The sequence below is a fragment of the Kitasatospora albolonga genome (assembly GCA_002082585.1).
GTDB lineage: Bacteria > Actinomycetota > Actinomycetes > Streptomycetales > Streptomycetaceae > Streptomyces > Streptomyces stephensoniae.
In genome coordinates, this window is the sequence record CP020563.1 from 180,762 (window position 1) to 203,088 (window position 22,327).

Below are 22,327 nucleotides of genomic sequence, written 5' to 3' on the forward strand. Positions count from 1 at the left end.
GGACCGGAGAGGGCAAGGTCACAGCACGTGCCCCTGCTGCTCATTCCACACACTGGCCTAGCATCTGAGCATGACGGTCCAGCCTGCTGACGGGCTCTCTCCGGCCGCCGCGTTCCCCGACCCCTCCCATGACCAGTGGCAGAGCCTCGTCGAAGGCGTTCTGCGCAAGTCGGGCAAGGAAGTCTCGGGCTCGGCCGCCGAGGAAGCGCTGTCCACGACACTGGAGGACGGGCTCACCACCCGCCCCCTCTACACCGCGCACGACACCTCGCCGGACACCGGTTTCCCCGGCTTCGCCCCCTTCACCCGGGGCAGCAGGGCCGAAGGGAACGCGGCGGGCGGCTGGGACGTGCGCCAGCGCCACGCCCTGAGCGACCCGGCCCGGCTCAACGAGGCGGTGCTCGGTGATCTGGAGAACGGGGTCACCTCGCTCTGGCTCACCGTCGGCGGTCCGGCCGGGGTCCCCGTGGACGCGCTCGGCCGTGCGCTGGAGGGCGTCTACCTCGACCTGGCGCCCATCGTGCTCGACGCCCCGGCCGACCTGGACGCCGCCGCCACCGAGCTGCTGCGGCTGTACGGGGAGCGGGGCGTCGCCCGGGGCGAGGCGCGCGGCACCCTGGGCGCCGACCCGCTCGGCCACGAGGCCCGGACCGGCATCGAGGCCGACCTCACCGCCGCCGTCCGCTGGGCGAAGGTCTGCGGCCAGGAGTACCCGGGGCTGCGGGCCATCGCCGTGGACGCGCTGCCGTACCACGAGGCCGGCGGCTCGGCCGCCGAGGAGCTGGGGCTCTCCCTGGCGACCGGCGTCGCCTATCTGCGGGCGCTGACCGGGGCCGGGCTGGGCGTGGAGGCGGCCTGCGCACAACTGGAGTTCCGTTACGCGGCCACGGCCGACCAGTTCCTGACGATCGCCAAGCTGCGGGCGGCGCGCCGCCTGTGGGCGCGGGTCGCCGAGGCGTCGGGGGCTCCCGGGGCGGGCGCACAGCGCCAGCACGCCGTCACCTCAGCGGTGATGATGACGCGCCGCGACCCGTGGGTGAACATGCTGCGCACCACGCTCGCCACGCTGGGCGCGGGGGTGGGCGGCGCCGACTCCGTCACCGTCCTGCCGTTCGATCACGCCCTGGGGCTGCCCGACGCGTTCGCCCGCAGGATCGCCCGTAACACCTCGACGATCCTCATGGAGGAGTCGCACCTGGCCCGGGTCATCGACCCGGCGGGCGGCTCCTGGTACGTGGAGCGGCTCACCGACGAACTCGCAGCGGCGGCCTGGGCGTTCTTCCAGGAGACCGAGCGGGCGGGCGGGCTGCCCGCCGCCCTGCGCTCGGGGACGGTCGCGGAGCGGCTGGCCGCCACCTGGGCGGCGCGCAGTGCGAAGCTGGCCCGCCGCAAGGAGCCGGTGACGGGGGTCAGCGAGTTCCCGATGCCCGCCGAGCGGCCGGTGGAGCGCGAGCCCGCGCCCGATCCGTACGCGGGTGCCCCGGGCGGGCTGCCCCGGGTCCGGCGCGACGAGGCGTTCGAGGCGCTGCGGTCCCGCTCCGACGCGCATCTGGCGGCGACGGGCGCGCGGCCGAAGGTGTTCATCGCCGCGCTGGGTCCGGCCGCCGCGCACACCGCGCGGGTCTCGTTCGCCGTCAACCTCTTCGGGGCGGGCGGGATCGAGGCGGTGCACGAGCCGGTGTCGGTGGACGCGGCGACGGCGGCCGGTGCCTTCACCGCCTCCGGTGCGGGTGTCGCCTGTCTCTGCTCGTCGGACGCGCTGTACGCCGAGCAGGCGGCCGGGGTGGCCGGGGCGCTGAAGTCGGCGGGCGCGGCGCGGGTGTTCCTCGCGGGGCGCCCCGGCGAGTACGCCGATGTCGACGCCTACGTCTTCGCGGGCTGCGACGCGGTCGCCGTTCTCACCTCCGTACTCGATCGCATGGGAGTGGCGTGATGCAGACATCGCCCACGGAACAGAAATCCTCCGTTCCCGACTTCTCCGGGGTCCCGCTGGAGTCCCCCGCTCCCCCGGCGGGCTCCGCCGAGGAGTGGCAGGCGGCCGTGGCGAAGGCGGGCGACGGGTCCGAGGCACCGCTCTGGGAGACGCCCGAGGGCATCACGGTCAAGCCGCTGTACACGGGCGAGGACCTGGAGGGCCTGGACGCGCTGCACAGCTACCCGGGCATCGCCCCGTACCTGCGCGGTCCCTACCCGACGATGTACGTCAACCAGCCCTGGACGATCCGTCAGTACGCCGGGTTCTCCACGGCCGAGGAGTCCAACGCCTTCTACCGGCGCAATCTCGCGGCCGGGCAGAAGGGGCTGTCGGTCGCCTTCGACCTGCCGACCCACCGGGGGTACGACAGCGACCATCCGCGCGTCACCGGTGACGTCGGTATGGCGGGCGTGGCGATCGACTCGATCTACGACATGCGCCAGCTCTTCGACGGCATCCCGCTGGACCGGATGTCGGTGTCGATGACGATGAACGGCGCGGTGCTCCCCGTACTGGCGCTGTACATCGTGGCCGCCGAGGAGCAGGGCGTACCGCCGGAGAAGCTGGCCGGGACCATTCAGAACGACATTCTCAAGGAGTTCATGGTCCGCAACACCTATATCTACCCGCCGACCCCGTCGATGCGGATCATCTCCGACATCTTCGCGTTCACCTCGCAGAAGATGCCGCGCTACAACTCCATCTCGATCTCCGGGTATCACATCCAGGAGGCGGGGGCGACGGCCGATCTGGAGCTGGCGTACACGCTGGCCGACGGGGTGGAGTATCTGCGCGCCGGGCAGGAAGCGGGCCTGGACGTCGACGCGTTCGCGCCCCGGCTGTCGTTCTTCTGGGCGATCGGGATGAACTTCTTCATGGAGGTCGCCAAGTTGCGGGCGGCCCGGCTGCTCTGGGCGCGCCTGGTCAAGCAGTTCGACCCGAAGAACCCCAAATCCCTTTCGCTGCGCACCCATTCGCAGACCTCGGGCTGGTCGCTCACCGCGCAGGACGTGTTCAACAATGTGACGCGTACGTGTGTGGAGGCGATGGCCGCGACGCAGGGGCACACCCAGTCGCTGCACACCAACGCGCTGGACGAGGCGCTGGCGCTGCCCACCGACTTCTCGGCGCGCATCGCCCGTAACACCCAGCTCCTGCTCCAGCAGGAGTCGGGCACCTGCCGGGTCATCGACCCGTGGGGCGGCAGCGCGTACGTGGAGAAGCTGACCCGCGATCTGGCGGAGCGGGCCTGGCAGCACATCGAGGAGGTGGAGGCGGCCGGCGGGATGGCGAAGGCCATCGACGCGGGCATCCCGAAGCTCCGGGTGGAGGAGGCGGCGGCCCGTACGCAGGCGCGGATCGACTCCGGGCGGCAGCCGGTGATCGGGGTGAACAAGTACCGGGTGGAGACCGACGAGAAGATCGACGTCCTCAAGGTCGACAACTCCTCGGTGCGCACGCAGCAGATCGAGAAGCTGCGGCGGCTGCGCGAGGAGCGCGACGAGGTGGCCTGCCAGGAGGCGCTGCGCGCGCTGACGGCCGCCGCCGAGCGCGCGCCGGGGCCCGGCCTGGAGGGCAATCTGCTGGCGCTCGCGGTGGACGCGGCGCGGGCGATGGCCACGGTCGGGGAGATCTCGGACGCGCTGGAGAAGGTGTACGGGCGGCACGCCGGGCAGATCCGTACGATCTCCGGTGTGTACCGCAAAGAGGCAGGGGATTCCCCTTCGGTGGACCGGACCCGCGCGCTGGTCGACGCGTTCGAGGAGGCGGAGGGGCGCCGTCCGCGCATCCTGGTCGCCAAGATGGGCCAGGACGGCCACGACCGGGGCCAGAAGGTGATCGCCACGGCCTTCGCCGACCTGGGCTTCGACGTGGACGTGGGCCCGCTGTTCCAGACGCCGGGCGAGGTGGCGCGGCAGGCGGTGGAGGCGGACGTGCACATCGTGGGCGTCTCCTCGCTGGCGGCCGGGCACCTCACCCTGGTGCCCGCGCTGCGCGAGGAGCTGGCCGCCGAGGGGCGCGAGGACATCATGATCGTGGTGGGCGGGGTGATCCCGCCGCAGGACATCGAGGCCCTGCACGAGGCGGGCGCGGCCTCGGTCTTCCCGCCGGGGACCGTGATCCCGGACGCGGCCCACGATCTGGTGACGCGGCTCGGTGCCGCGCTCGGCCACGAGCTGTGAGCCGCTGACCGGATGGCTGCCAAGATCGACATCGACAGTTATGTGCAGGGAGTGCTCGACGGCAGGCGGGCGTTCATCGCCCGCGCGATCACGCTCGTCGAGTCGACGCGGGCCGAACACCGGGTGCTGGCCCAGGAGTTGCTGAGCCGGTTGCTGCCGCACGCGGGGGCGGCCCGGCGGATCGGGATCAGCGGGGTGCCGGGGGTGGGCAAGTCCACGTTCATCGACGCGCTCGGCACGATGCTCACCGGGCTCGGCCACCGGGTGGCGGTGCTCGCCGTCGACCCGTCCTCCAGCCGTACGGGCGGTTCCATCCTGGGCGACAAGACCCGGATGGAGCGGCTCGCGGTGGACCCGGCCGCCTTCGTCCGCCCCTCCCCCACCGCCGGGACGCTGGGCGGGGTGGCGAAGGCGACCCGGGAGTCCATCGTGGTGATGGAGGCGGCGGGGTACGACGTGGTGCTCGTGGAGACCGTGGGGGTCGGGCAGTCGGAGACGGCCGTGGCCAACATGGTCGACACGTTCCTGCTGCTGACCCTGGCCCGGACCGGCGACCAGCTGCAGGGCATCAAGAAGGGGGTCCTGGAGCTGGCGGACGCCATCGCGGTGAACAAGGCCGACGGTCCGCACGAGCGCGACGCCCGCTCGGCGGCGCGTGAACTGGCGGGCGCGCTGCGGCTGATGCACCCGGCGGACGCGGCCTGGACGCCTCCGGTGCTCACGTGCAGCGCCCGCGAGTCGACCGGGCTCGACACGCTGTGGGACCGGCTGGAGCAGCACCGTACGGTCCTGGAGTCCACCGGCCGTCTGGCGGCCAAGCGCCGTGACCAGCAGGTGGACTGGACGTGGTCCATGGTCCGCGACGAGCTGCTGGACAGCCTGCGCAACCACCCGGCGGTACGGAAGCTGGCGCCGGAGCTCGAACAGCGCGTCCGCGAGGGCACGTTGACGGCGACGCTGGCCGCCGAGGAGATCCTCGGCGTGTTCCGGGGCGACGGGCCCGCCTGAGCGGTGCCCCCGGAACGGACCGATGGGCCCCTGGACGGAGGGGCCCATCGGCGTTTTCGGGGACGCTGACTGACGATGCGTCAGGCAGCGACGGGAGGCGCGCTCACGGTCGGTACGACGACGGGGGTGCCGTCGGAGGTGGCGGTGAGGATCTCCGCCTCGATGCCGTACAGCTCCCGTACGAGGTCGGCGTCGACGATCTCGCGGGGCGGGCCGGAGGCGACGATCCGCCCGGCGCGCATGGCGACCAGGGTGTCGGCGTACCGGGCGGCCCCGGCCAGGTCGTGGACGACCATGACGATGGTCCGGCCCTCGGCCGCGACCTCGCGCACCAGGTCCAGCACCTCGACGGCGTGGCCGATGTCCAGGGCGCTGGTCGGCTCGTCGAGCAGGACGATCGGGGTCTCCTGGGCGAGGGCCATGGCGAGCCAGCAGCGCTGGCGCTGGCCGCCGGAGAGCTGGTCGAGGCGGCGGTCGGCCAGACCGGTCGTGCCGGTCGCCTCCAGGGCCCGGGTCACCGCCTCCTCGTCCTCGTGCGACCACTGGCGGAACAGCCCCTGGTGCGGGTGGCGTCCGTACCGTACGAGCCCGGCGACGGTGACGGCCTCCGGGGCCTGCGGGGACTGGGGCAGCAGGGCGATGCGGTGGGCGGCGTCCCGCTGGCGCAGCTCCCAGATGTCGGCCCCGCCCGCGAACACCTTGCCCGAGCGCGGCTGGTGGAGGCGGGCCACGGAGCGCAGCAGGGTCGACTTGCCGCAGCCGTTGGGGCCGACGATCGCCACCACCTGTCCGGACTCGACGGTCAGATCGACACGGTCCACGGCGGTATGACCGGCGTACCCAGCGGTGAGCTGTTCAACACGGATGTCCACGAGGACCGGCCTTTCCGAAGAAATGGGGCATCACCTTGCTTGATGCCGCTAAAGTAAGGCTAACCTTAGCCCGCCGAGTGGTCGTCGGTCGCCCCCGTGCTGCCGCGATGTCCTCGTCAGCTTCATGTCCCGTTGATTCCGGAGTCCTTGATGAACCTGCACCGCCCTGTCCGCACCGCCTCCCGAAGAGCCGCTCAGGCCGTCGCCACGCTCGGGGCCGCCGCCCTCCTGCTCACCGGCTGCGGCGCGGACTCCGACTCCGGCAGCAGCAAGCCGTCCGGCGACAAGCCGGCCAAGGCGGACTCCTCCGCGTCCAAGACCCGGACCGTCAAGGACGCCACGGGTGCGGCCGTGGAGATACCCGCGGAGCCGAAGCGCATCGTGACGCTCACCCAGGAGGACCTGGACGCGGTGCTGGCGCTGGACATCAAGCCGGTCGGTATCACCAACGGGCAGGGCCTGGACAAGCCGCCGGCCTACCTGGCGGACAAGGTCGAGGGCATCAACATCGTCGGCAACCTGCTCCAGCCGGTCATGGACAAGGTCGTGGCCGCCAAGCCCGACCTGATCCTCGCCGGTGACATGCAGGACGAGCAGGTGCTCAAGCAGCTCCGCGAGATCACCCCGGCCACGCTGGTGACGATGGCTCCGGCCGACGACTGGAAGCTGTTCTTCCGCGGGGTCGGCAACGCCGTGAACAAGCTGGACGCGGCCAACAAGTTCATCACCGACCACGAGGCCGCCGCCAAGGCCGCCGGTGAGAAGCTCGGCAAGAACAAGGGCGCCGAGGTCTCCATCGTCCGCTGGAACCCGGACGGGCCGAGCTGGATGGAGAACAAGCAGTTCGCCAGCGGTGTCGCGCTGGAGATGGGGCTGAAGCGGCCCGCGTCCCAGAACAAGGACGGCAACGCGCACACGCCGTCGCTGAGCCTGGAGAAGATCAACGAGATCGACGGCGACTGGCTGTTCCTGTCGACGCTGACCTCGGACGGCGCCAAGGCGCTCAAGGACGTCCAGAACAAGCCGGCCTACAAGGAGCTCGGCGCCGTCAAGAACAAGCAGGTCGTGACGGTCGACGGCTCGGTCTGGTCCACCCGTGGCGGGCCGCTCGCGGCCGACGTGGTGATGGAGGACTACATCAAGGCGCTCTCCGCCAAGTAGTCGCTCCGCGGCGACACTTGATGCCGAACGGCCCGGCGGCCCGGCCCGCGATTCCGGGCCGGGCCGCCGGGCCGTTCGGGCAGGGAGCGGACGGACTCCGGGCGCGGTCAGACGGCCGGGGAAGCTTCCGTACCGGCCGCACGGGCCGCCGCGAAGTCCGCCGCCGTCCATGCCATGCCCACCGCGCCGTCCAGCAGCGCCTGTTCGGCCGCCGGGGAGACCGCCGCGGCGACGAACTCGGGCTCGTGCGGGCCGCAGGCCCCTCCGCTGATGTCCAGCACCGGGTGGATCGAGGGCACCACGTGCGAGACGTTGCCCATGTCCGTACAGGCGAAGGGCGGGCGCTCGACGGATTCGGCGCGGCCGAGCTCGCGGGCGTTGGCGGTCCAGAGCCGGAGCAGCTCCGGGTCGCCCCGGAAGTCGAGGTAGTCGGGCTCGGGGCGCTCCAGGGTCACTTCGCAGCCTGTGGCGAGCGCACCGGCCCGGAAGCAGTCCTCGACGCGCTGCCGCAGCTCCCGCAGGTCCTCGGCGGCGAGCGCGCGGATCTCGTAGGTGGCGGTGGCCCGGTCGGGTATCAGGTTGGGCGCGGTCCCGGCCGCCGTCGTGACGCCGTGCACCCGCCACTGGGGCGGCAGTTGCTGGCGCAGGAGCCCCAGGGCGACCTGGGCGACCGTGAGCGCGTCGGCGGCGTTGCGGCCCTCGTGCGGGTTGAGGCTGGGGTGGGCGGAGCGGCCGGTGTAGGTGACGTCCAGGGTGCCGAGGGCGAACGAACGGAAGTCGGCGAGTTCGAAGGGGCAGGGGTGGACCATCATCGCGGCGTCCACGCCGTCGAAGGCCCCGGCCTCCAGGAGCAGCGCCTTGCCCGCCCCGCGCTCCTCGGCGGGGGTGCCCAGAACCCGTACGGTCAGGCCGAGTTCGTCCGCGTACGGGGCGAGGCCGAGCGCCGCGCCGACCCCGGCGGCGGCGATCAGGTTGTGGCCGCAGGCGTGGCCGAGGCCCGGCAGGGCGTCGTACTCGCAGGCGATGGCGACGGTGACGGGCCCCGAGCCGATCGCGGCCCGGAAGGCCGTCTCCAGGCCGTGGGCGGGTGCGGTGACCTCGAAGCCGTGCGCGGCCAGGAGTTCGGCGCAGAGCGCGGCGGAGCGGTGCTCCTCGAAGGCGGTCTCCGGATCGGCGTGGATGCGCCGGCTCAGCTCGAGCAGGGCGTCGGTGTGCTGGGCGACCGTGGCCCGTACGGCGGACCTCAGGGCGCCGAGCCGCTCGTCGGCCACCTCTTCGGCCGGGGTGGCGGAGCGTTCGGTTCCGGGGGCGGTCATGGGGCTCTCCTGGCGTTCCGGACCGCCCGGGGACGGTCGCCTGCAGTGTCGGAAATAGGTTAACTTAGCCTTACCTAAGTGCGTGCCGGGGAGTCTGGTGGCCCGGCGTCCGTTGTCCTTCAGGGGAGTCGTCACACACATGCATGAGCGTCCGAACCGCCCGACCAGCTCTTCGGCAGCGCACCCCGGCAGTCCTCCTTCCCCGCCGCTGCCCCTCCTGACCGCCCAGTCGGGCATCTACTACGCGCACCAACTGGCGCCCTCGGGCACCGAGCTGAACACGGCCGACCGCGTGGAGATCGACGGGCCGCTCGACGGGGACCTGCTCGCCGGGGCGATCGTACGGACCGTGGGCGAGGCGGACACGCTGGCCCTGCGGCTCTCCGACGCCGACGGCACCCCCGCGCAGCACGTCGTGCGCGCCGAACCCGTCGTCCACCGGCTCGATCTGACGGAGGAGCAGGCCGAGGCGTGGATACGGGAGGATTTGGCGCGGCCGGTGGACCTCGCCTCCGACGGCGGGCTGATGACCCAGGCGCTGATCCGTGTGGGCGAGGACCGCCACTGGTGGTACCAGCGCGTCCACCACATAGCCGTCGACGCCTATGCCCTCTCGCTCATCGGGCAGCGGGTCGCCGAGCTGTACTCGGCCGCCGTCGCCCGGGAGCCCGCGCCCGAGGGCCGGTTCGCCCCGCTGAGCGAGCTGACCGACGACGAGACGGCGTATCTGTCCGGCGAGGAGTACGCGGCGGACCGCGCCTTCTGGGCGGAGCGCATGGCCGGGTACGTCCCCGAGGCCGCGCCCGTCCACGCCGGTGGCCCCGCCGACGGCGGCCTCCGCCACCGGACCACCGACCTTCCCGCGAGCACCCTGGACCGGCTCTCCCGGGCGGCGCGCGCCGCGAAGGCGACCTGGGCCGAGCTCGTCGTCGCCGCGACCGCCGGGCATCTGCACCGGCTCACCGGCACCGAGGACGTGGTGCTGGGCCTGCCGCTGACCAACCGGCGCGGCCCGGCCGCCCTGCGCACCCCGGCCATGACGGTGAACGTCCTGCCGCTGCGGATCGCCGTGCGCCCGCGGGACACCGGGGCCGAGCTGCTGCGCCGGGTGGTGCTGGAGATCCGCGCGGTCCGCCGCCACCAGCGCTACCCGCAGGCCGACCTGCGCCGCGATCTGGCCCTGGAGTCGGCCGACGCGCCGCTGACGGGCCCGATGGTGAACATCAAGCCCTTCGACGGCTCCCTGGACTTCGCCGGGCTCCCCGGCACCGTGCACAACCTCGCCGCGGGCCCCGTGGAGAGCCTCGCGGTCGGCGCGGCGCCGGGCCCGGACGGCGGTCTGCGGCTGACGCTGGACGCCAACCCGGCCGCGTACGGGGAGGCCGGGCTCGCCGCCCACGAGGAGACGTGGCTGCGCTACCTCGACGGTCTGGCCGAGCTGCTGCTCACCGCCCCCGACCGGCCCGTCGCCACCCTGGACCTGCTCACCGCCGACCAGGTCCGCGAGGCCACGGCGGGCCGCACCGAGCCGGCCGTCGATCTGGCCGTCCCGCAGACGTTCACCGCCCGGGCCGCGCTGACGCCCGGGGCCGTCGCCGTACGCTCCACCCTCGCGGGCACGTTCCGGGGAGCCGGAGAAGCGGCGGACGCGCCCGGGACCGCCCTCACCTTCGCCGAGCTGGACTCCGCGTCCGACCGGCTGGCCCATCTGCTGGCCGGGCCCGGGACGCCCGAAGGGGCCCCGGCGCGGACCGGTGCCACGGTGGCGCTCGCGCTGCCCCGGACCGCCGACATGGTGGTGGCCCTGCTCGCCGTGCTCAAGGCGGGCCTGGTCTGCCAGCCGCTGGACCTCGGCCACCCCGCCGCCCGGACGCTCGCCGTCCTGGAGGACGCCCGGCCTGTCGCCGTCATCGGCACGGCCGCGACCCTGGCCGCGCTGCCGCCGCACGGCGTGGCCACGGTGGCGCTCGACGAGCCCGCCACGGCCGACGCCCTGGCCGCCGTCCCCGACGGGCCGCCCGCCACCGGGCCCGCCCTCGCCGACCCGGCCTATCTCATCCACACCTCCGGTTCCACCGGGCGCCCCAAGGGCGTCCTGGTCAGCCACGCCGCACTGGCCAATCTCGGCGCGGGCCACCTCACCGACCACATCGCCCCGGCCGTCGCCCGCACCGGCCGGGAGCGGCTCCGGGTCGCCCACAGCGCCTCGTTCGCCTTCGACGCGTCCTGGGACCCGCTGCTGTGGCTGGTCCACGGCCATGAGCTGCACCTGCTGGACGACGCCGCCTACCGGGACCCGGCGGTCCTGTCCGCGTACGTCGACAGCCACCGCGTCGACTATCTCGACATCACCCCCTCCTATGCCGAAGCGCTCATCGCCGAAGGTCTGCTGGACGAGGGGCGCCACCACCCCGCCCATCTGGTCGTCGGCGGCGAGACCGTGCCCCCGGCCCTGTGGGAGCGGCTGACCGCCGCCGGGGCCGTGCACCCGGTCAACCTCTACGGCCCGACCGAGACGACCGTCGACGCCTACTACTGGCTGCCCGGCGACTCCGCCGACCGGCCCGAGGGCAGACCCGTGCGCGCATCGCGGGTCTACGTCCTGGACTCCTCCCTGCGTCCCGTGCCCGCCGGGGTGACCGGTGAGCTGTACGTCGCCGGGCCCTGCCTGGCCCTCGGCTACCTCGGCCGCCCCGACCTGACCGCCGAGCGGTTCGTCGCCGACCCGTTCGGTGACCTGCACGGCGCCCCCGGCGGCCGGATGTACCGCACCGGGGACCTGGTGCGCCGCCGCGAGGACCACACGCTGGAGTTCCTCGGCCGCAGCGACGACCAGGTGAAGATCCGCGGCTTCCGGATCGAACTCGGCGAGATCCAGGCCCGGCTGGCCGCCCACCCCCAGGTCGCGGCGGCCGCCGTCATCGCCCGGGAGACCGGGCACGGCAAGCGCCTCCTCGCCTACGCGGTCCCGGAGAAGGGCGACGCGGCACCCCCGGCCCCGAACGCCCTCCGCGACCATCTGGCCGCCGCGCTGCCCGAGCACATGGTCCCCGCGACCGTGACGCTGCTCGACGCCCTCCCCCGTACCGCCAACGACAAGCTGGACCACCGCGCCCTGCCCGATCCCGAACCGCTCTCCCCCGCCATCGGGGCGGAGGTCGTCGGCGAGAGCGGGCCGCACACCGAGATCGTGCGCGGGCTCTACGCCGATGTGCTCGGTATCGCCGAGCCCCCGGCCGCCGACGCGGGCTTCCTCGACCTCGGCGGGCACTCCCTGCTCGCCGCCCGGCTGGCCGCCCGCGTCCGCGAGCACTTCGGCGTCCCGTTCTCCATCGCCGACGTCTTCCGCCACTCCTCCCCCGCCGCCATCGCGGCGCAGGTGCGCACCCGCAGCGGCGCGGCCACCGCGTCCGTCCCGCTCTCCCTCGTCCCCCGCACGGGTCCCCTCCCGCTCTCCCCGGCCCAGCAGCGGCTGTGGTTCCTCCACCGCCTCGAAGGGCCCAGCCCGACCTACAACATCCCGCTCGTGCTCAGCGTCAACGGCCCCCTGGACCGGGACGCCCTCCAGCTCGCCCTGCACGACCTGGTGGACCGTCACGAGACACTCAGAACGGTATATCCGCCCACTGACAACGGGGCCGGAGCCGACGGGGACGGCACCCCCCACCAGGTGATCCTTCCCCCGGGCCATGAGGCGGCCCGCCCGGTGCTGCGCCTCGCGGAGCCCGGCAGCGATCTGACCGAGGCCGTGCGGTACTGCTTCGACCTGGCCGCCGAGCCGCCGCTGCGCACGGTCCTGTTCAGCGAGGCGAACGACCACCACACCCTGCTCCTGCTGCTCCACCACATCGCGGGCGACGGCGCGTCCACCACTCCCCTGGCCCGTGACCTGGCCACCGCCTACACAGCCCGCCTCGCGGGGAGCGCCCCGGAGTTCACGCCGCTCGTCGGCCAGTACGTCGACCACGCCGCCCGGCTCCAGGAGGTGCTGGGCACCCCCGCCGATCCGACCCCGCTGGCCGAGGCGCAGCTCGCCCACTGGCGCGAGGCGCTGGCCGGACTGCCGGACCAGCTGGAGCTGCCCACCGACCGGCCCCGCCTGCCCGTCGCCACCTCGGCCGGTGACACCGTGCCGTTCGCCCTGGACGCGGCCGCCCACGAGGCACTGCGCCGACTGGCCCGCGAGCACGGGGCGACGGTCTTCATGACCGTGCAGGCGGGTCTCGCCGCCCTGCTGACCCGGCACGGCTGCGGCACCGACATCCCGCTCGGCACCCCCGTGGCGGGCCGCGACGACGACACCACGGCCGGGCTCGTCGGCTTCTTCACCAACACCGTGGTCCTGCGCACCGACACCTCCGGCGACCCCGGCTTCGGCGCCCTGCTGGACCGGGTGCGGGCCACCACGCTCGCCGCCTACGAGCACGACGCGCTGCCCTTCGACCACCTGGTGGAGGCGCTCAACCCGCCGCGCTCGCTGGCCCGGCACCCGCTGTTCCAGGTGATGCTGGCCTGGCAGTCGATCGCGGACGGGCCCGCCGCCTTCGGTCCGGACGCCACCGCGCGGCTCGCCGCCGTACCGTCGGGCACCGCCAAGTTCGACCTGACCCTGAACGCGGGCGAGCTGGCCGGGGGCGGGATCGCCGGGTTCCTGGAGTTCCGCACGGACCTCTTCGACCGGGCGACCGCCCAGGCGCTCGCGGACCGGCTGGCCCGGCTGCTGACCGCCGCCGCCGAGCGGCCGGAGACCCCGGTGGGGCTGCTGCCGGTGCTCGGCGAGGACGAGGTGCACCGCGCCCTGGTCGAGGCCAACGGTCTGCCCGCCGACCGGCCGGTGCCCCTCACGCTCGCGGAGGTCTACGAGGTGGCGGCCCGCCGTCACCCGGAGCGGGTGGCGGTGAGCTGTGCGGGCGATTCCCTGACGTATGCTCAGCTCTCTTCCCGCGCGCAGTCGTTGGCGCGGCTGCTGGCGGCCCGGGACATCGGGCCCGGCTCCATCGTGGCGCTGGCGCTGCCGCGTTCGCTGGACCTGGTGGCGGGGCTGCTCGCGGTGTCGCTGTCGGGGGCCGCGTATCTGCCGATGGACCCGGACTACCCGGCGGACCGGCTGGCGTACATGCTGGCGGACGCCCGGCCGGCCGCGCTGATCACGGACGCGGCGACGGCGGACCGGCTGCCCGCGCACGAGCTGCCGCTGATCACGGTGGACGAGGCGGCGGGCTTCCCCGACGGGCCGCTGAGCCAGGCGGACCGGACGCGGCCGCTGAGCCCGCAGGACCCGGCGTACGTCATCTACACCTCGGGTTCCACCGGGCGCCCCAAGGGCGTGGTCGTCACCCAGCACAATGTGACGCGGCTGATGACGGCGACCGAGCACTGGTTCGCGTTCGGCCCCGAGGACGTGTGGACGCTGTTCCACTCCTACGCCTTCGACTTCTCGGTGTGGGAGCTGTGGGGCGCGCTGCTCTACGGCGGCAAGGTGGTCGTCGTCCCGCATCTGACGAGCCGTGACCCGCAGGCGTTCCTGCGGCTGCTGGCCGACGAGCAGGTCACCGTCCTCAACCAGACGCCGTCCGCGTTCTACCAGCTGGCCGCCGCCGACCGGGAGGCGCCGGGGCACGAACTGGCCCTGCGCTACGTGGTGTTCGGCGGTGAGGCGCTGGAGCTCGGGCGGCTCGCGGACTGGTACACGCGGCACGGCGAGAACGCGCCGACGCTGGTCAACATGTACGGCATCACCGAGACCACGGTCCATGTCTCCTATCTCGCGCTCGACCGGGAGACGGCGGCGTCCGCCGTCTCCAGCACGATCGGGGTCAACATTCCCGACCTGCGGGTCTATGTGCTGGACGACCGGCTCCAGCCGGTGCCGCCCGGGGTGACCGGTGAGATGTACGTGGCCGGGCAGGGCGTGGCCCTCGGCTATCTGGGGCGGCCGGACCTGACGGCGGGGCGTTTCGTCGCCGATCCGTTCGCGCATCTCTTCGGGGAGAGCGGGACCCGGATGTACCGTTCGGGCGACCTCGCCCGGCGGCGTGCGGACGGGGCGCTGGAATACTTCGGGCGCGGCGACCAGCAGGTGAAGATCCGCGGGTTCCGTATCGAACTGGGCGAGATCGAGGCCGTATTGGCCGGGCATCCGGAGGTCGCCGATGTGGCGGTCGTGGTCCGGGAGGACGTGCCGGGCGACAAGCGGCTGGCCGGTTACGTCGTTCCCGCTCCCGGCACCGACCCGGTCCCGAGCGAGCTGCGCGAGCACGCGGCGGCCTCGCTGCCGGTGCACATGGTGCCCTCGGCGGTGGTGGTGCTGGAGCGGCTGCCGCTGACCGGCAACGGGAAGCTGGACCGCAAGGCGCTGCCCGCGCCGGGGGTTCCGGTGGGCGGGGGCGGCCGGGCGCCGCGCACGGTCCGCGAGGAGCAGCTCTGCTCGATCTTCGCCGAGGTGCTGGGGCTGCCGTCGGCCGGGGTGGAGGACAACTTCTTCGACCTGGGCGGCCATTCGCTGCTGGCGGTGCGGCTCGCGGGGCGGATCAGGTCCGCGTTCGGCATCGAGGTGTCGATCGGCACGGTCTTCCAGGCACCGACCCCGGCCTCGCTCGACGCGGCGCTGGACGTCTCGCGCGAGGACGATCCGCTGGACGTGCTGCTGCCGCTGCGGCCGGCCCGCCCCGGCGACCGGGCGCCCGTCCACTGTGTGCACCCGGCCGGCGGTCTGAGCTGGTGCTACGCGGGGCTGATCCGCCACCTCCCGGCCGATGTGCCGATCTACGGGCTCCAGGCCCAGGGCGTCGGTGAGGCGACGGCACAGGCGCCGCTGCCGACCACGCTGGAGGAGCTGGCCGCCCACTACGCCTCGCGCATCCGCGAAGTGCAGCCCGAGGGGCCCTACCGGCTGCTCGGCTGGTCGACCGGCGGGATCATCGCCCACGCCATCGCGGCGGTGCTCCAGGAGGCGGGCCACGAGGTCGAGTTGCTGGCGATCCTGGACGCGTACCCCGCCGAGGGGTTCCGGGGCCTGCCGGTGCCCGACCAGGCCGAGGCGCTCGAATCGCTGCTCACCATGGGCGGTTACGGCCCCGAGAGCCTCGGCGACAAGGAGCTGACGACGGCCAACGTGGTGGAGGTGCTGCGCCGCGAGGGCTCCCCGCTGGCCGCGCTCTCCGCCGCGAAGATCGAGGCGCTGGGCGAGGTGTACCTCAACACCAACGACCTCGTACGGGCCTACGACCACCGGGTGTTCCGGGGCGATGTGCTGTTCTTCCGGGCCACGGTGGACACCATCGACGACACCCTGACGCCGGAGACCTGGACCCCGTACGTGAGCGGGCGCATCGACAACACGAACGTGGCCTGCTCGCACAAGGACATGACCCTGCCCGAACCGATCGCGCACATCGCGCGCGTGGTCGCCGACCGACTGACCGAGCTGGAGAAGTGACACCGATGAGTGACGCACCCGCCAACCCCTTCGACGCGGACGGGGAGTTCCTCGTCCTGACCAACGACGAGGGGCAGCACTCGCTCTGGCCGCTCTTCGCGGCGGTGCCCGCCGGGTGGTCGACGGCGCACGGTCCGTGCGCCCGCCAGGAGGCGCTGGACTGGATCGGCGCCCACTGGTCCGGCCCCCTCGCCGCCCGGTGAGCGGGCTGCTGATCCGGCCCCGGATACGTCCCCGGGTCGCCGTCGTCCTCGTCTACACGGCCGCGATGTGCATGAACGGCCTGGACTCGACGATCGTGAACCCGGCGCTCTACACGATCGCGGGCGACTTCGGCCGCCCCCTGTCGGCCGCCAACACCGTCGAGACGGCCTTCCTGGTCGCGCTCGCGGTGGGACTGCCGGTGGCGGGGTGGCTGGGCGACCGGTTCGGGACCAAGCGGGTGTTCCTCGGCGCGCTGACCGCGTTCACGATCGCCTCGGCGGTCTGCGGTCTGGCGCCCGACCTCAACACGCTCGTGGTCGCCAGGGCCGTACAGGGCCTGGCCGGTGGGCTGTTGACGCCGGTCGGGATGACGCTGCTGTTCCGGGCGTTCCCGCCGCACGAGCGGATGAAGCTGGCCAAGGTGCTGATCGTGCCGACGGCCCTGATGCCCGCGCTGGGTCCGCCGCTGGGCGGGCTGCTCACCGAACACCTCTCCTGGCACTGGCTGTTCTTCGTGAACGTGCCGATCGGTACGGCGGCGATCCTGCTGGGTCTCTTCGGTCTGCGCGAGCATGTCGAGGGCCCCGAGGGGAAGTTCGACACGGTCGGCTTCTGGCTGGCCACTCCGGCGCTGGGGCTGCTGACGTACGCGCTCGGCTTCGGCCCGTCCCAGGGCTGGACCCGGCCCGCCGTCGCGGTCAGCGCGGCCCTGGGCTCCGTCCTGCTGGTGGCGGCCGTCCTCCACCAGGTGCGGGCGAGGACGCCGTTGCTGAAGCTGCGGCTGCTCGCGGACCGGGTGTACGGGTCGGCCTCGGCGCTCGCCGGGGTGACGGCGGCCGGGCTGATGGGCGTGCTGTTCGTCTTCCCGCTGCTCTACCAGGCGAGCCTGGGCGCCTCGGCGCTGGACGCCGGGCTGAGCGTCTTCCCGGAGGCGGTCGGGCTGATGCTGGCCTCGCAGGTGGTGGACCGGCTGCTCCCCCGGCTCGGCCCCCGGCTGCTGACCGTACCGGCGCTGCTGGTCGCCGCGGCCGTCTTCGCGACGCTCGCGATCCCGGGCGTGGCGGAGAACGCGTGGAGCGTGCGCGGGCTGATGTTCCTGATCGGTCTGGTGCTCGGTACGGCGGTCCTCACCGTGCAGATCTCCGGGTTCGAGTCGATCGGGCCCGCCGACATGGGGCAGGCGATGGGCCTGTTCCAGATCGTCCGCACGCTCGGCGGTGCCCTGGGCATCGCCGTCTGCGCGGCGGTGATCGGGGGCGGCCATGTGACGGAGGCCGCCGCCGACCCGGGCCCGTACCGCACGGCGGTATGGGTGACGGCCGCGCTCGTCGCGCTCGGGGCGGTGATGGCGCTGCGGCTGCCGCGCGAGGCCCCGCAGCCGCCGCCCTTCGACGACGAGGAGGCGCCGCCGCCGGGTGAGGGCCTGGCGGCGGACGGGGCTCCGGCCGTCAAGGGCTGAGGGCCACGGGGCCCGCAAGGGCTGAGAGCGCACGGAGAAGGGGCGGGACGGCATCCGGAGAGGATGCCGTCCCGCCCCTTCCCGTCGTTCGCGGAGCGGTTGTTACGGGGCGGGCTCAGCGCCCGCCGAGCAGGGACACCAGGCCGTCCGCCAGGCCGCCGCGCCAGCAGGCGTAGTCGTGGCCGCCGTTGAACTCCCGGTAACGCACGTCGTAGCCGCGCGCCCGCAGGATGTTGCGGAACCTGCGGTTCTCCGCCAGCAGCATCCACTCCTGGTGGCCCACCTCCAGGTGGAGGGTGACGGGCCTGCGCTCGGCCCAGGCGTACTGGCCGGTGAGCCATTCGCCGCCGCGCTCGTCGTCGGGCCACCAGAAGGAGCCGGACTGGGAGAGCGCGAGGCCGAAGCGGTCGGAGCGCCGGAAGGCGGCGAAGGCGGCGGTGAGGCCGCCCGCGCTCTGTCCGGCGACGACGGTCCGTGCGGCGTCCGCCCCGGCCCCGTACTCCCGCGTCGCCCAGGGCACCAGGGTGTCGGCGAGCCAGTCCACGAACGGGGCGCTGCACGCGAGGTCGTCCATGCGCCGGCCCATGGTGTCGATCAGGACCGCCACGGTGGGCGGGAGTTCGCCGTCCGCGTGCAGGTTGTCGAAGATGTCGCCGACGCCGAGGACCGGCCCCCACATCTCGCCGTCCATGAGGAGGGCGAGCGCGTACGGGCCGCCGTCCGGGCGGTGGCCCGGCGGGAGGTGGACCATGACCCGGCGGCCGTCCAGCTCAGCTTCGAGCGTCCGGCCCCGCTCCACGTCGTCCCGGCGGTGGACGCGCGACTGGTCGGGGGCTTCGGGGAGTTCGAGTACGGAGGCGGGGTTGCGGCCGTCGCGGGAGGGCAGCGGGGCCCCGGTGTTGAGCGGGTCGGGCTCCGCGTGGTCGAGGACGCGGCGCCAGGAGGGCCGGTCGGCGCGCAGGGCGTCCTCGCGGGTGCCGTCGGTGGCGTGGAACTGGTAGGAGGCGCGGTGGTCGGCGCGCAGCCGGTGGCTGATGGCCCAGACCCCGGTGCCCTCGACGCGTTCCATCAGGTGCGGGGCGAGGTTCCCGGCGTACCGGTCCTTGTCGGTGACCGTGTGGACCAGGGCCAGGACATGGGTGGCGGGGCGCTCGGGGTCCTCGCGGCGGACAAAGGTGACCAGCCGGTGGGCGGGGTCGCCCTCGGGGTCGGGTTCCACGAGCGGGGCGCCGGTCTCGGAAACGTGACCCCAGAACGCCTCCTCGGCGTCGGGCTTGCCCGCGCGTATGTCTTCAAGGAGCGTACGGAGCAGGGGGCTTCGCACGGCGGTCACCTCGGTTGTGGTCGGTCCGGCGGGGGTGGGCGGGTGGTGGGTCATGTGCGGGCCGCCTTTCAGACGCGGGTGGCGGCGGAGCGGCCGAGGAGGACCCAGAGGAGGAACGGGCCGCCGAGGACGGTGGTGACGATGCCGACGGGGAGTTCGACGCCGTCGAAGACGATCCGGCCGAGGGTGTCGGCGACGACGACGAGGACGGCCCCGGTGAGCATCGAGCCGACGAGCGGGACCCGCAGGGGTCCGGCGAGCCGGGAGGCGATGACGGGTGCGGCGAGCGCGACGAAGCCGACCGGGCCGCAGATGCCGACCGCGAGCCCGGCGAGGCCGACGGCCAGGAGGAGGGCGAGGGTGCGGACCCGGCCGGGGGCGGAGCCCAGCGAGGAGGCGGTGGCGTCGTCGAAGCGCAGGACGCCCAGGTGGCGGGCGACGACGAGGGCGGCGGGGACGAGGACCGCGAGGCCGATGAGGACGGGTACGGCGACGGAGTAGCTGCGTCCGTTGAGGCTGCCGGAGGTCCACACGTACAGCGAGCTGGCGGAGCTCAGCGAGCGGCGGGAGAGGACGACCTGGGTGATGGCGGAGGCCAGGGCGGACATCGCGAGGCCGACGACGAGGACCCGGTAGCCGCGCTGGCCGAGGCCGCCGGAGACGGTGGTGACGACGATGACGGCGACCAGGGCGCCGATCGGCCCGGCCCACCAGGCGCCGAACGTGCCGGAGGCGCTGAGGGTGACGGAGAGCAGGACGGCGGCGGTGGCCCCGTCGTTGACGCCGAGGAGTTCGGGGGTGGCGAGGCGGTTGCGGGCCAGGGTCTGGGTGAGGCAGCCCGCGAGGCCGAGCGCGGCGCCCGCCGTGAGTCCGGCGACGATGCGGCCGAGGCGGAAGTTCTGGACGAGCAGGACGTCGAAGCGGTCGCCCTGGCCGAGGACCGCGCGGAAGGTGCGGGCGACGCCCATGTCGCTCTGGCCCGCGTAGGCGGAGAGGACGACGGCGGCCAGGAGGGCGGCGGCCAGCGCGACGGCGGCGAGGGCCGCGCGCCGGGTGACCAGCAGGGAGAGGGGGCCCCGGCGCACGACGAGGGTGTCGGGCGGGCGGACCCGGACGGCCTTGGGCTTACGGGACTTGGGGCGCGGCAGGGTGATCCGGAAGCGGCGGGGGCGGTCGGGGGCGCGCTCCTCGGTGGCCGGTTCCGTCATGCCCATCGAGGCCAGCTGCTTGGAGCGGACGATGGCGATGAGGACGGGGGCGCCGATGAGGGCCACGATCACGGAGACGGGCGCCTCGAAGGGGCGGGAGACCACGCGGGCGGCGACGTCGGAGACGGCCAGGACGCAGGCGCCGATGAGTCCGGCGAGCAGGAGGCGGGCGGCCAGCCGGGTGCCCGCGATGGCCCGGGCGAGGAATCCGGCGAGGAGGCCGAGGAAGGAGATGGGCCCGGCGAGCGCGACGGCGGAGGCCGTGAGGAGGGTGACGCCGATGGCGACGACCGTACGGATGACGGGCGGGCGGTGGCCGAGGCTGCGGGCCAGGTCGTCGCCGAGCGCGAGCGCGGAGAGCGGGCGGGCGACCAGCAGGGCGACGAGGAAGCCGACGGCGAGGACGGGGGCCAGGCGGCCCAGTTCGCCGAAGCCCTCGACTCCGGCGAGGGAGCCGAGGACCCAGAAGCGGAACCGGTCGTAGGTCTCGGCGGAGTTGACGACGATGACGCTGGTGAGCCCGCCGAAGGTGGCGCCGAGCGCCGCTCCGGCGAGGACGAGCCGCATGGGGGAGCCGCCGCCGCGCCGCCCTGATATGAGGAGGACCAGACCGCTGGCGACCACCGCGCCGACGAACGCGCAGACCAGGTAGGCGTAACCGGAATCGAAGCCGAGGAGCGCGATACCGGCGACGACGCCGAGCGAGGCGCCCGCGTTGACACCGAGGAGACCGGTCTCGGCGAGCGGGTTGCGGGTGACCGCCTGAAGCAGGCAGCCGGCGACGCCGAGGGCCGCGCCGACGAGCAGCGCGGTGAGGGTGCGCGGGAGGCGCAGGTCGCCGACGACCAGGGCGAGGCGGGCGTTGTCGCGGGCCCCGTCCCGGTTGAGCAGATAGTCGAGGACCCCGCCGACGCCGACCTCGCCCGCGCCGATCGCGAGGGAGAGGCCGCTCAGCAGCAGGACGGCGGCGGTGAGACCGGCGACGGCGAGCGCCACGGTACGGCGGCCGGTGGAGGGTGCCCCCGCCGCCTTGCCGGGATTCTCTCCCGTACCGGGTCCGGAGTCGGGTCCCGAAGCGGATTTCCCGGCTCCGGCGGGCGGTGTCGCCACCCCCTGGTCCTTCTCCCCTCCGTCCAACTGGGCGGTCGAAGAGTCTTGTTCGGGAGCCGAGGCCGTGGTCCCCGTGTGCGGCGTATGCATAAGGTGAGGCTAACCTAACCGTATATGGACAGCTCGACACCCTTCTGGGCGGTCGAATCGATTTAGGTTACCCTTACCTAACACCCAGGGGGAGGTTTGTTCATGCCTGAGCACATACCGGGCAGAAGCGGCGAGTTCGAGGGCCGAACGGCCCTGGTGACCGGGGCCGGACAAGGCATCGGAGCCGCTGTCGCCGAGCTGCTCGCCGATCTGGGCGCGCAGGTGGCGGCCACCGACCGGGCCGGGCACACCATCGAGGCGCTGGCCGCCGACTGGCCCCGGCGGCAGGGGAAACTGCCCGCGGGCGAGCGCTCGGCGGGCTGTCTGGAACCGTATGTGATGGACGTCACCGACCGGGTCTCGGTGGAGAACACCGTGGCCCGTGTCGAGGACCAACTCGGGCCGGTGGACGTACTGGTGAACGTCGCGGGCATCCTGCGCACCGGCCCGGCGGCCACGCTCTCCGCGCAGGACTGGGCGGACACCTTCGCGGTGAACGCCACCGGCGTCTTCCAGGTCTCGCAGGCGCTCGCCCCGCTCATGGCGGCCCGAGGGAGCGGCTGCATCGTCACGGTCGGCTCCAACGCCGCAGGCATCCCGCGCACCGGCATGGCCGCCTACGCCGCCTCCAAGGCCGCCGCCGCCATGTTCACCAAGTGTCTGGGTCTCGAACTCGCCCGCAGCGGCGTACGCTGCAACGTCGTCGCCCCCGGCTCCACCGACACCGCGATGCAGCGCGCGCTGTGGACCGACCCGGGCGCCGAACAGCGCGTGATCGACGGGGACCTGCCGACGTACCGCACCGGCATCCCGCTGGGCCGGATCGCCGAACCCGCCGACATCGCCGACGCGGTGGCGTTCCTCGCCTCGGACCGCGCCCGCCACATCACGCTCCAGGAGCTGTACGTCGACGGCGGCGCGACCCTGCGCTGACCGGCGGCCCCGCACACGTCACCCCCGTACCACTTCACCCCTCCCA

Annotated in this window: 12 protein-coding genes; 8 read left to right on the plus strand and 4 right to left on the minus strand. The window is 73.6% G+C overall.

Annotated features, from left to right (window positions below; all coding sequences use genetic code 11):
• Positions 1 to 70: 70 nt before the first annotated feature.
• Genes B7C62_00795 through B7C62_00805 form a run of 3 tightly spaced genes read left to right on the plus strand, consistent with a single transcriptional unit; the run spans position 71 to position 5,166 of the window.
• On the plus strand, positions 71 to 1,933 hold the full coding sequence (locus B7C62_00795) for a methylmalonyl-CoA mutase (GenBank protein ARF70951.1): 1,863 nt from the start codon (positions 71 to 73) through the stop codon (positions 1,931 to 1,933).
• Positions 1,933 to 4,158, plus strand: a complete 2,226-nt coding sequence (locus B7C62_00800; GenBank protein ARF70952.1) for a methylmalonyl-CoA mutase — start codon at positions 1,933 to 1,935, stop codon at positions 4,156 to 4,158. Before B7C62_00795 ends, B7C62_00800 begins: the two co-directional genes overlap by 1 nt.
• 12 nt (positions 4,159 to 4,170) lie before the next feature.
• Positions 4,171 to 5,166, plus strand: coding sequence for a methylmalonyl Co-A mutase-associated GTPase MeaB (locus tag B7C62_00805; GenBank protein ID ARF70953.1), 996 nt, complete (start codon positions 4,171 to 4,173; stop codon positions 5,164 to 5,166).
• A gap of 80 nt (positions 5,167 to 5,246) precedes the next feature.
• Here B7C62_00805 and fecE read toward each other — a convergent pair whose 3' ends face one another.
• Positions 5,247 to 6,038, minus strand: coding sequence for an iron-dicitrate transporter ATP-binding subunit (gene fecE, locus B7C62_00810; protein ARF70954.1), 792 nt, complete (start codon positions 6,036 to 6,038; stop codon positions 5,247 to 5,249).
• A 150-nt stretch (positions 6,039 to 6,188) separates the two neighbouring features.
• Here fecE and B7C62_00815 point away from each other — a divergent pair, with 150 nt between their 5' ends.
• Positions 6,189 to 7,199, plus strand: coding sequence for an iron-siderophore ABC transporter substrate-binding protein (locus B7C62_00815; protein ARF70955.1), 1,011 nt, complete (start codon positions 6,189 to 6,191; stop codon positions 7,197 to 7,199).
• Positions 7,200 to 7,306: 107 nt separating this feature from the next.
• On the opposite strand, the gene B7C62_00820 is transcribed toward B7C62_00815, so the two are convergent.
• Complete coding sequence (locus B7C62_00820) at positions 7,307 to 8,515, minus strand: peptidase M20 (protein ARF70956.1); 1,209 nt, start codon at positions 8,513 to 8,515, stop codon at positions 7,307 to 7,309.
• Positions 8,516 to 8,654: 139 nt separating this feature from the next.
• Here B7C62_00820 and B7C62_00825 point away from each other — a divergent pair, with 139 nt between their 5' ends.
• Genes B7C62_00825 through B7C62_00835 form a run of 3 tightly spaced genes read left to right on the plus strand, consistent with a single transcriptional unit; the run spans position 8,655 to position 17,616 of the window.
• Positions 8,655 to 15,953, plus strand: coding sequence for a non-ribosomal peptide synthetase (locus B7C62_00825; GenBank protein ID ARF70957.1), 7,299 nt, complete (start codon positions 8,655 to 8,657; stop codon positions 15,951 to 15,953).
• A gap of 5 nt (positions 15,954 to 15,958) precedes the next feature.
• A complete protein-coding gene (locus B7C62_00830) occupies positions 15,959 to 16,156 on the plus strand; it encodes an MbtH family protein (GenBank protein ARF70958.1) in 198 nt (65 codons plus the stop codon).
• Positions 16,153 to 17,616 carry an MFS transporter gene (locus B7C62_00835; protein ARF70959.1) on the plus strand — a complete coding sequence of 488 codons (1,464 nt, stop codon included), beginning with the start codon at positions 16,153 to 16,155 and terminating at the stop codon, positions 17,614 to 17,616. The genes B7C62_00830 and B7C62_00835 overlap by 4 nt, the downstream gene beginning before the upstream one ends.
• Before the next feature lie 115 nt (positions 17,617 to 17,731).
• Here B7C62_00835 and B7C62_00840 read toward each other — a convergent pair whose 3' ends face one another.
• Positions 17,732 to 18,994, minus strand: coding sequence for an enterochelin esterase (locus tag B7C62_00840; GenBank protein ARF70960.1), 1,263 nt, complete (start codon positions 18,992 to 18,994; stop codon positions 17,732 to 17,734).
• A 14-nt stretch (positions 18,995 to 19,008) separates the two neighbouring features.
• The gene (locus B7C62_00845; protein ID ARF70961.1) at positions 19,009 to 21,348 is read right to left on the minus strand and encodes a Fe3+-hydroxamate ABC transporter permease FhuB; all 2,340 of its coding nucleotides are present in this window, start codon (positions 21,346 to 21,348) and stop codon (positions 19,009 to 19,011) included.
• A 102-nt stretch (positions 21,349 to 21,450) separates the two neighbouring features.
• Here B7C62_00845 and B7C62_00850 point away from each other — a divergent pair, with 102 nt between their 5' ends.
• Positions 21,451 to 22,281: a 2,3-dihydro-2,3-dihydroxybenzoate dehydrogenase gene (locus tag B7C62_00850; GenBank protein ARF70962.1), complete on the plus strand. Its 831-nt coding sequence runs from the start codon at positions 21,451 to 21,453 to the stop codon at positions 22,279 to 22,281.
• Positions 22,282 to 22,327: the final 46 nt, after the last annotated feature.

Coding starts and splice junctions, on each gene's coding strand:
- B7C62_00795 (ARF70951.1), top strand. CDS start 71: ATGACGGTCCAGCCTGCTGACGGGCTCTCTCCGGCCGCCGCGTTCCCC.
- B7C62_00830 (ARF70958.1), top strand. CDS start 15,959: ATGAGTGACGCACCCGCCAACCCCTTCGACGCGGACGGGGAGTTCCTC.
- B7C62_00850 (ARF70962.1), top strand. CDS start 21,451: ATGCCTGAGCACATACCGGGCAGAAGCGGCGAGTTCGAGGGCCGAACG.
- B7C62_00805 (ARF70953.1), top strand. CDS start 4,171: ATGGCTGCCAAGATCGACATCGACAGTTATGTGCAGGGAGTGCTCGAC.
- B7C62_00840 (ARF70960.1), bottom strand. CDS start 18,994: ATGACCCACCACCCGCCCACCCCCGCCGGACCGACCACAACCGAGGTG.
- B7C62_00815 (ARF70955.1), top strand. CDS start 6,189: ATGAACCTGCACCGCCCTGTCCGCACCGCCTCCCGAAGAGCCGCTCAG.
- B7C62_00820 (ARF70956.1), bottom strand. CDS start 8,515: ATGACCGCCCCCGGAACCGAACGCTCCGCCACCCCGGCCGAAGAGGTG.
- B7C62_00825 (ARF70957.1), top strand. CDS start 8,655: ATGCATGAGCGTCCGAACCGCCCGACCAGCTCTTCGGCAGCGCACCCC.
- B7C62_00800 (ARF70952.1), top strand. CDS start 1,933: ATGCAGACATCGCCCACGGAACAGAAATCCTCCGTTCCCGACTTCTCC.
- B7C62_00845 (ARF70961.1), bottom strand. CDS start 21,348: ATGCATACGCCGCACACGGGGACCACGGCCTCGGCTCCCGAACAAGAC.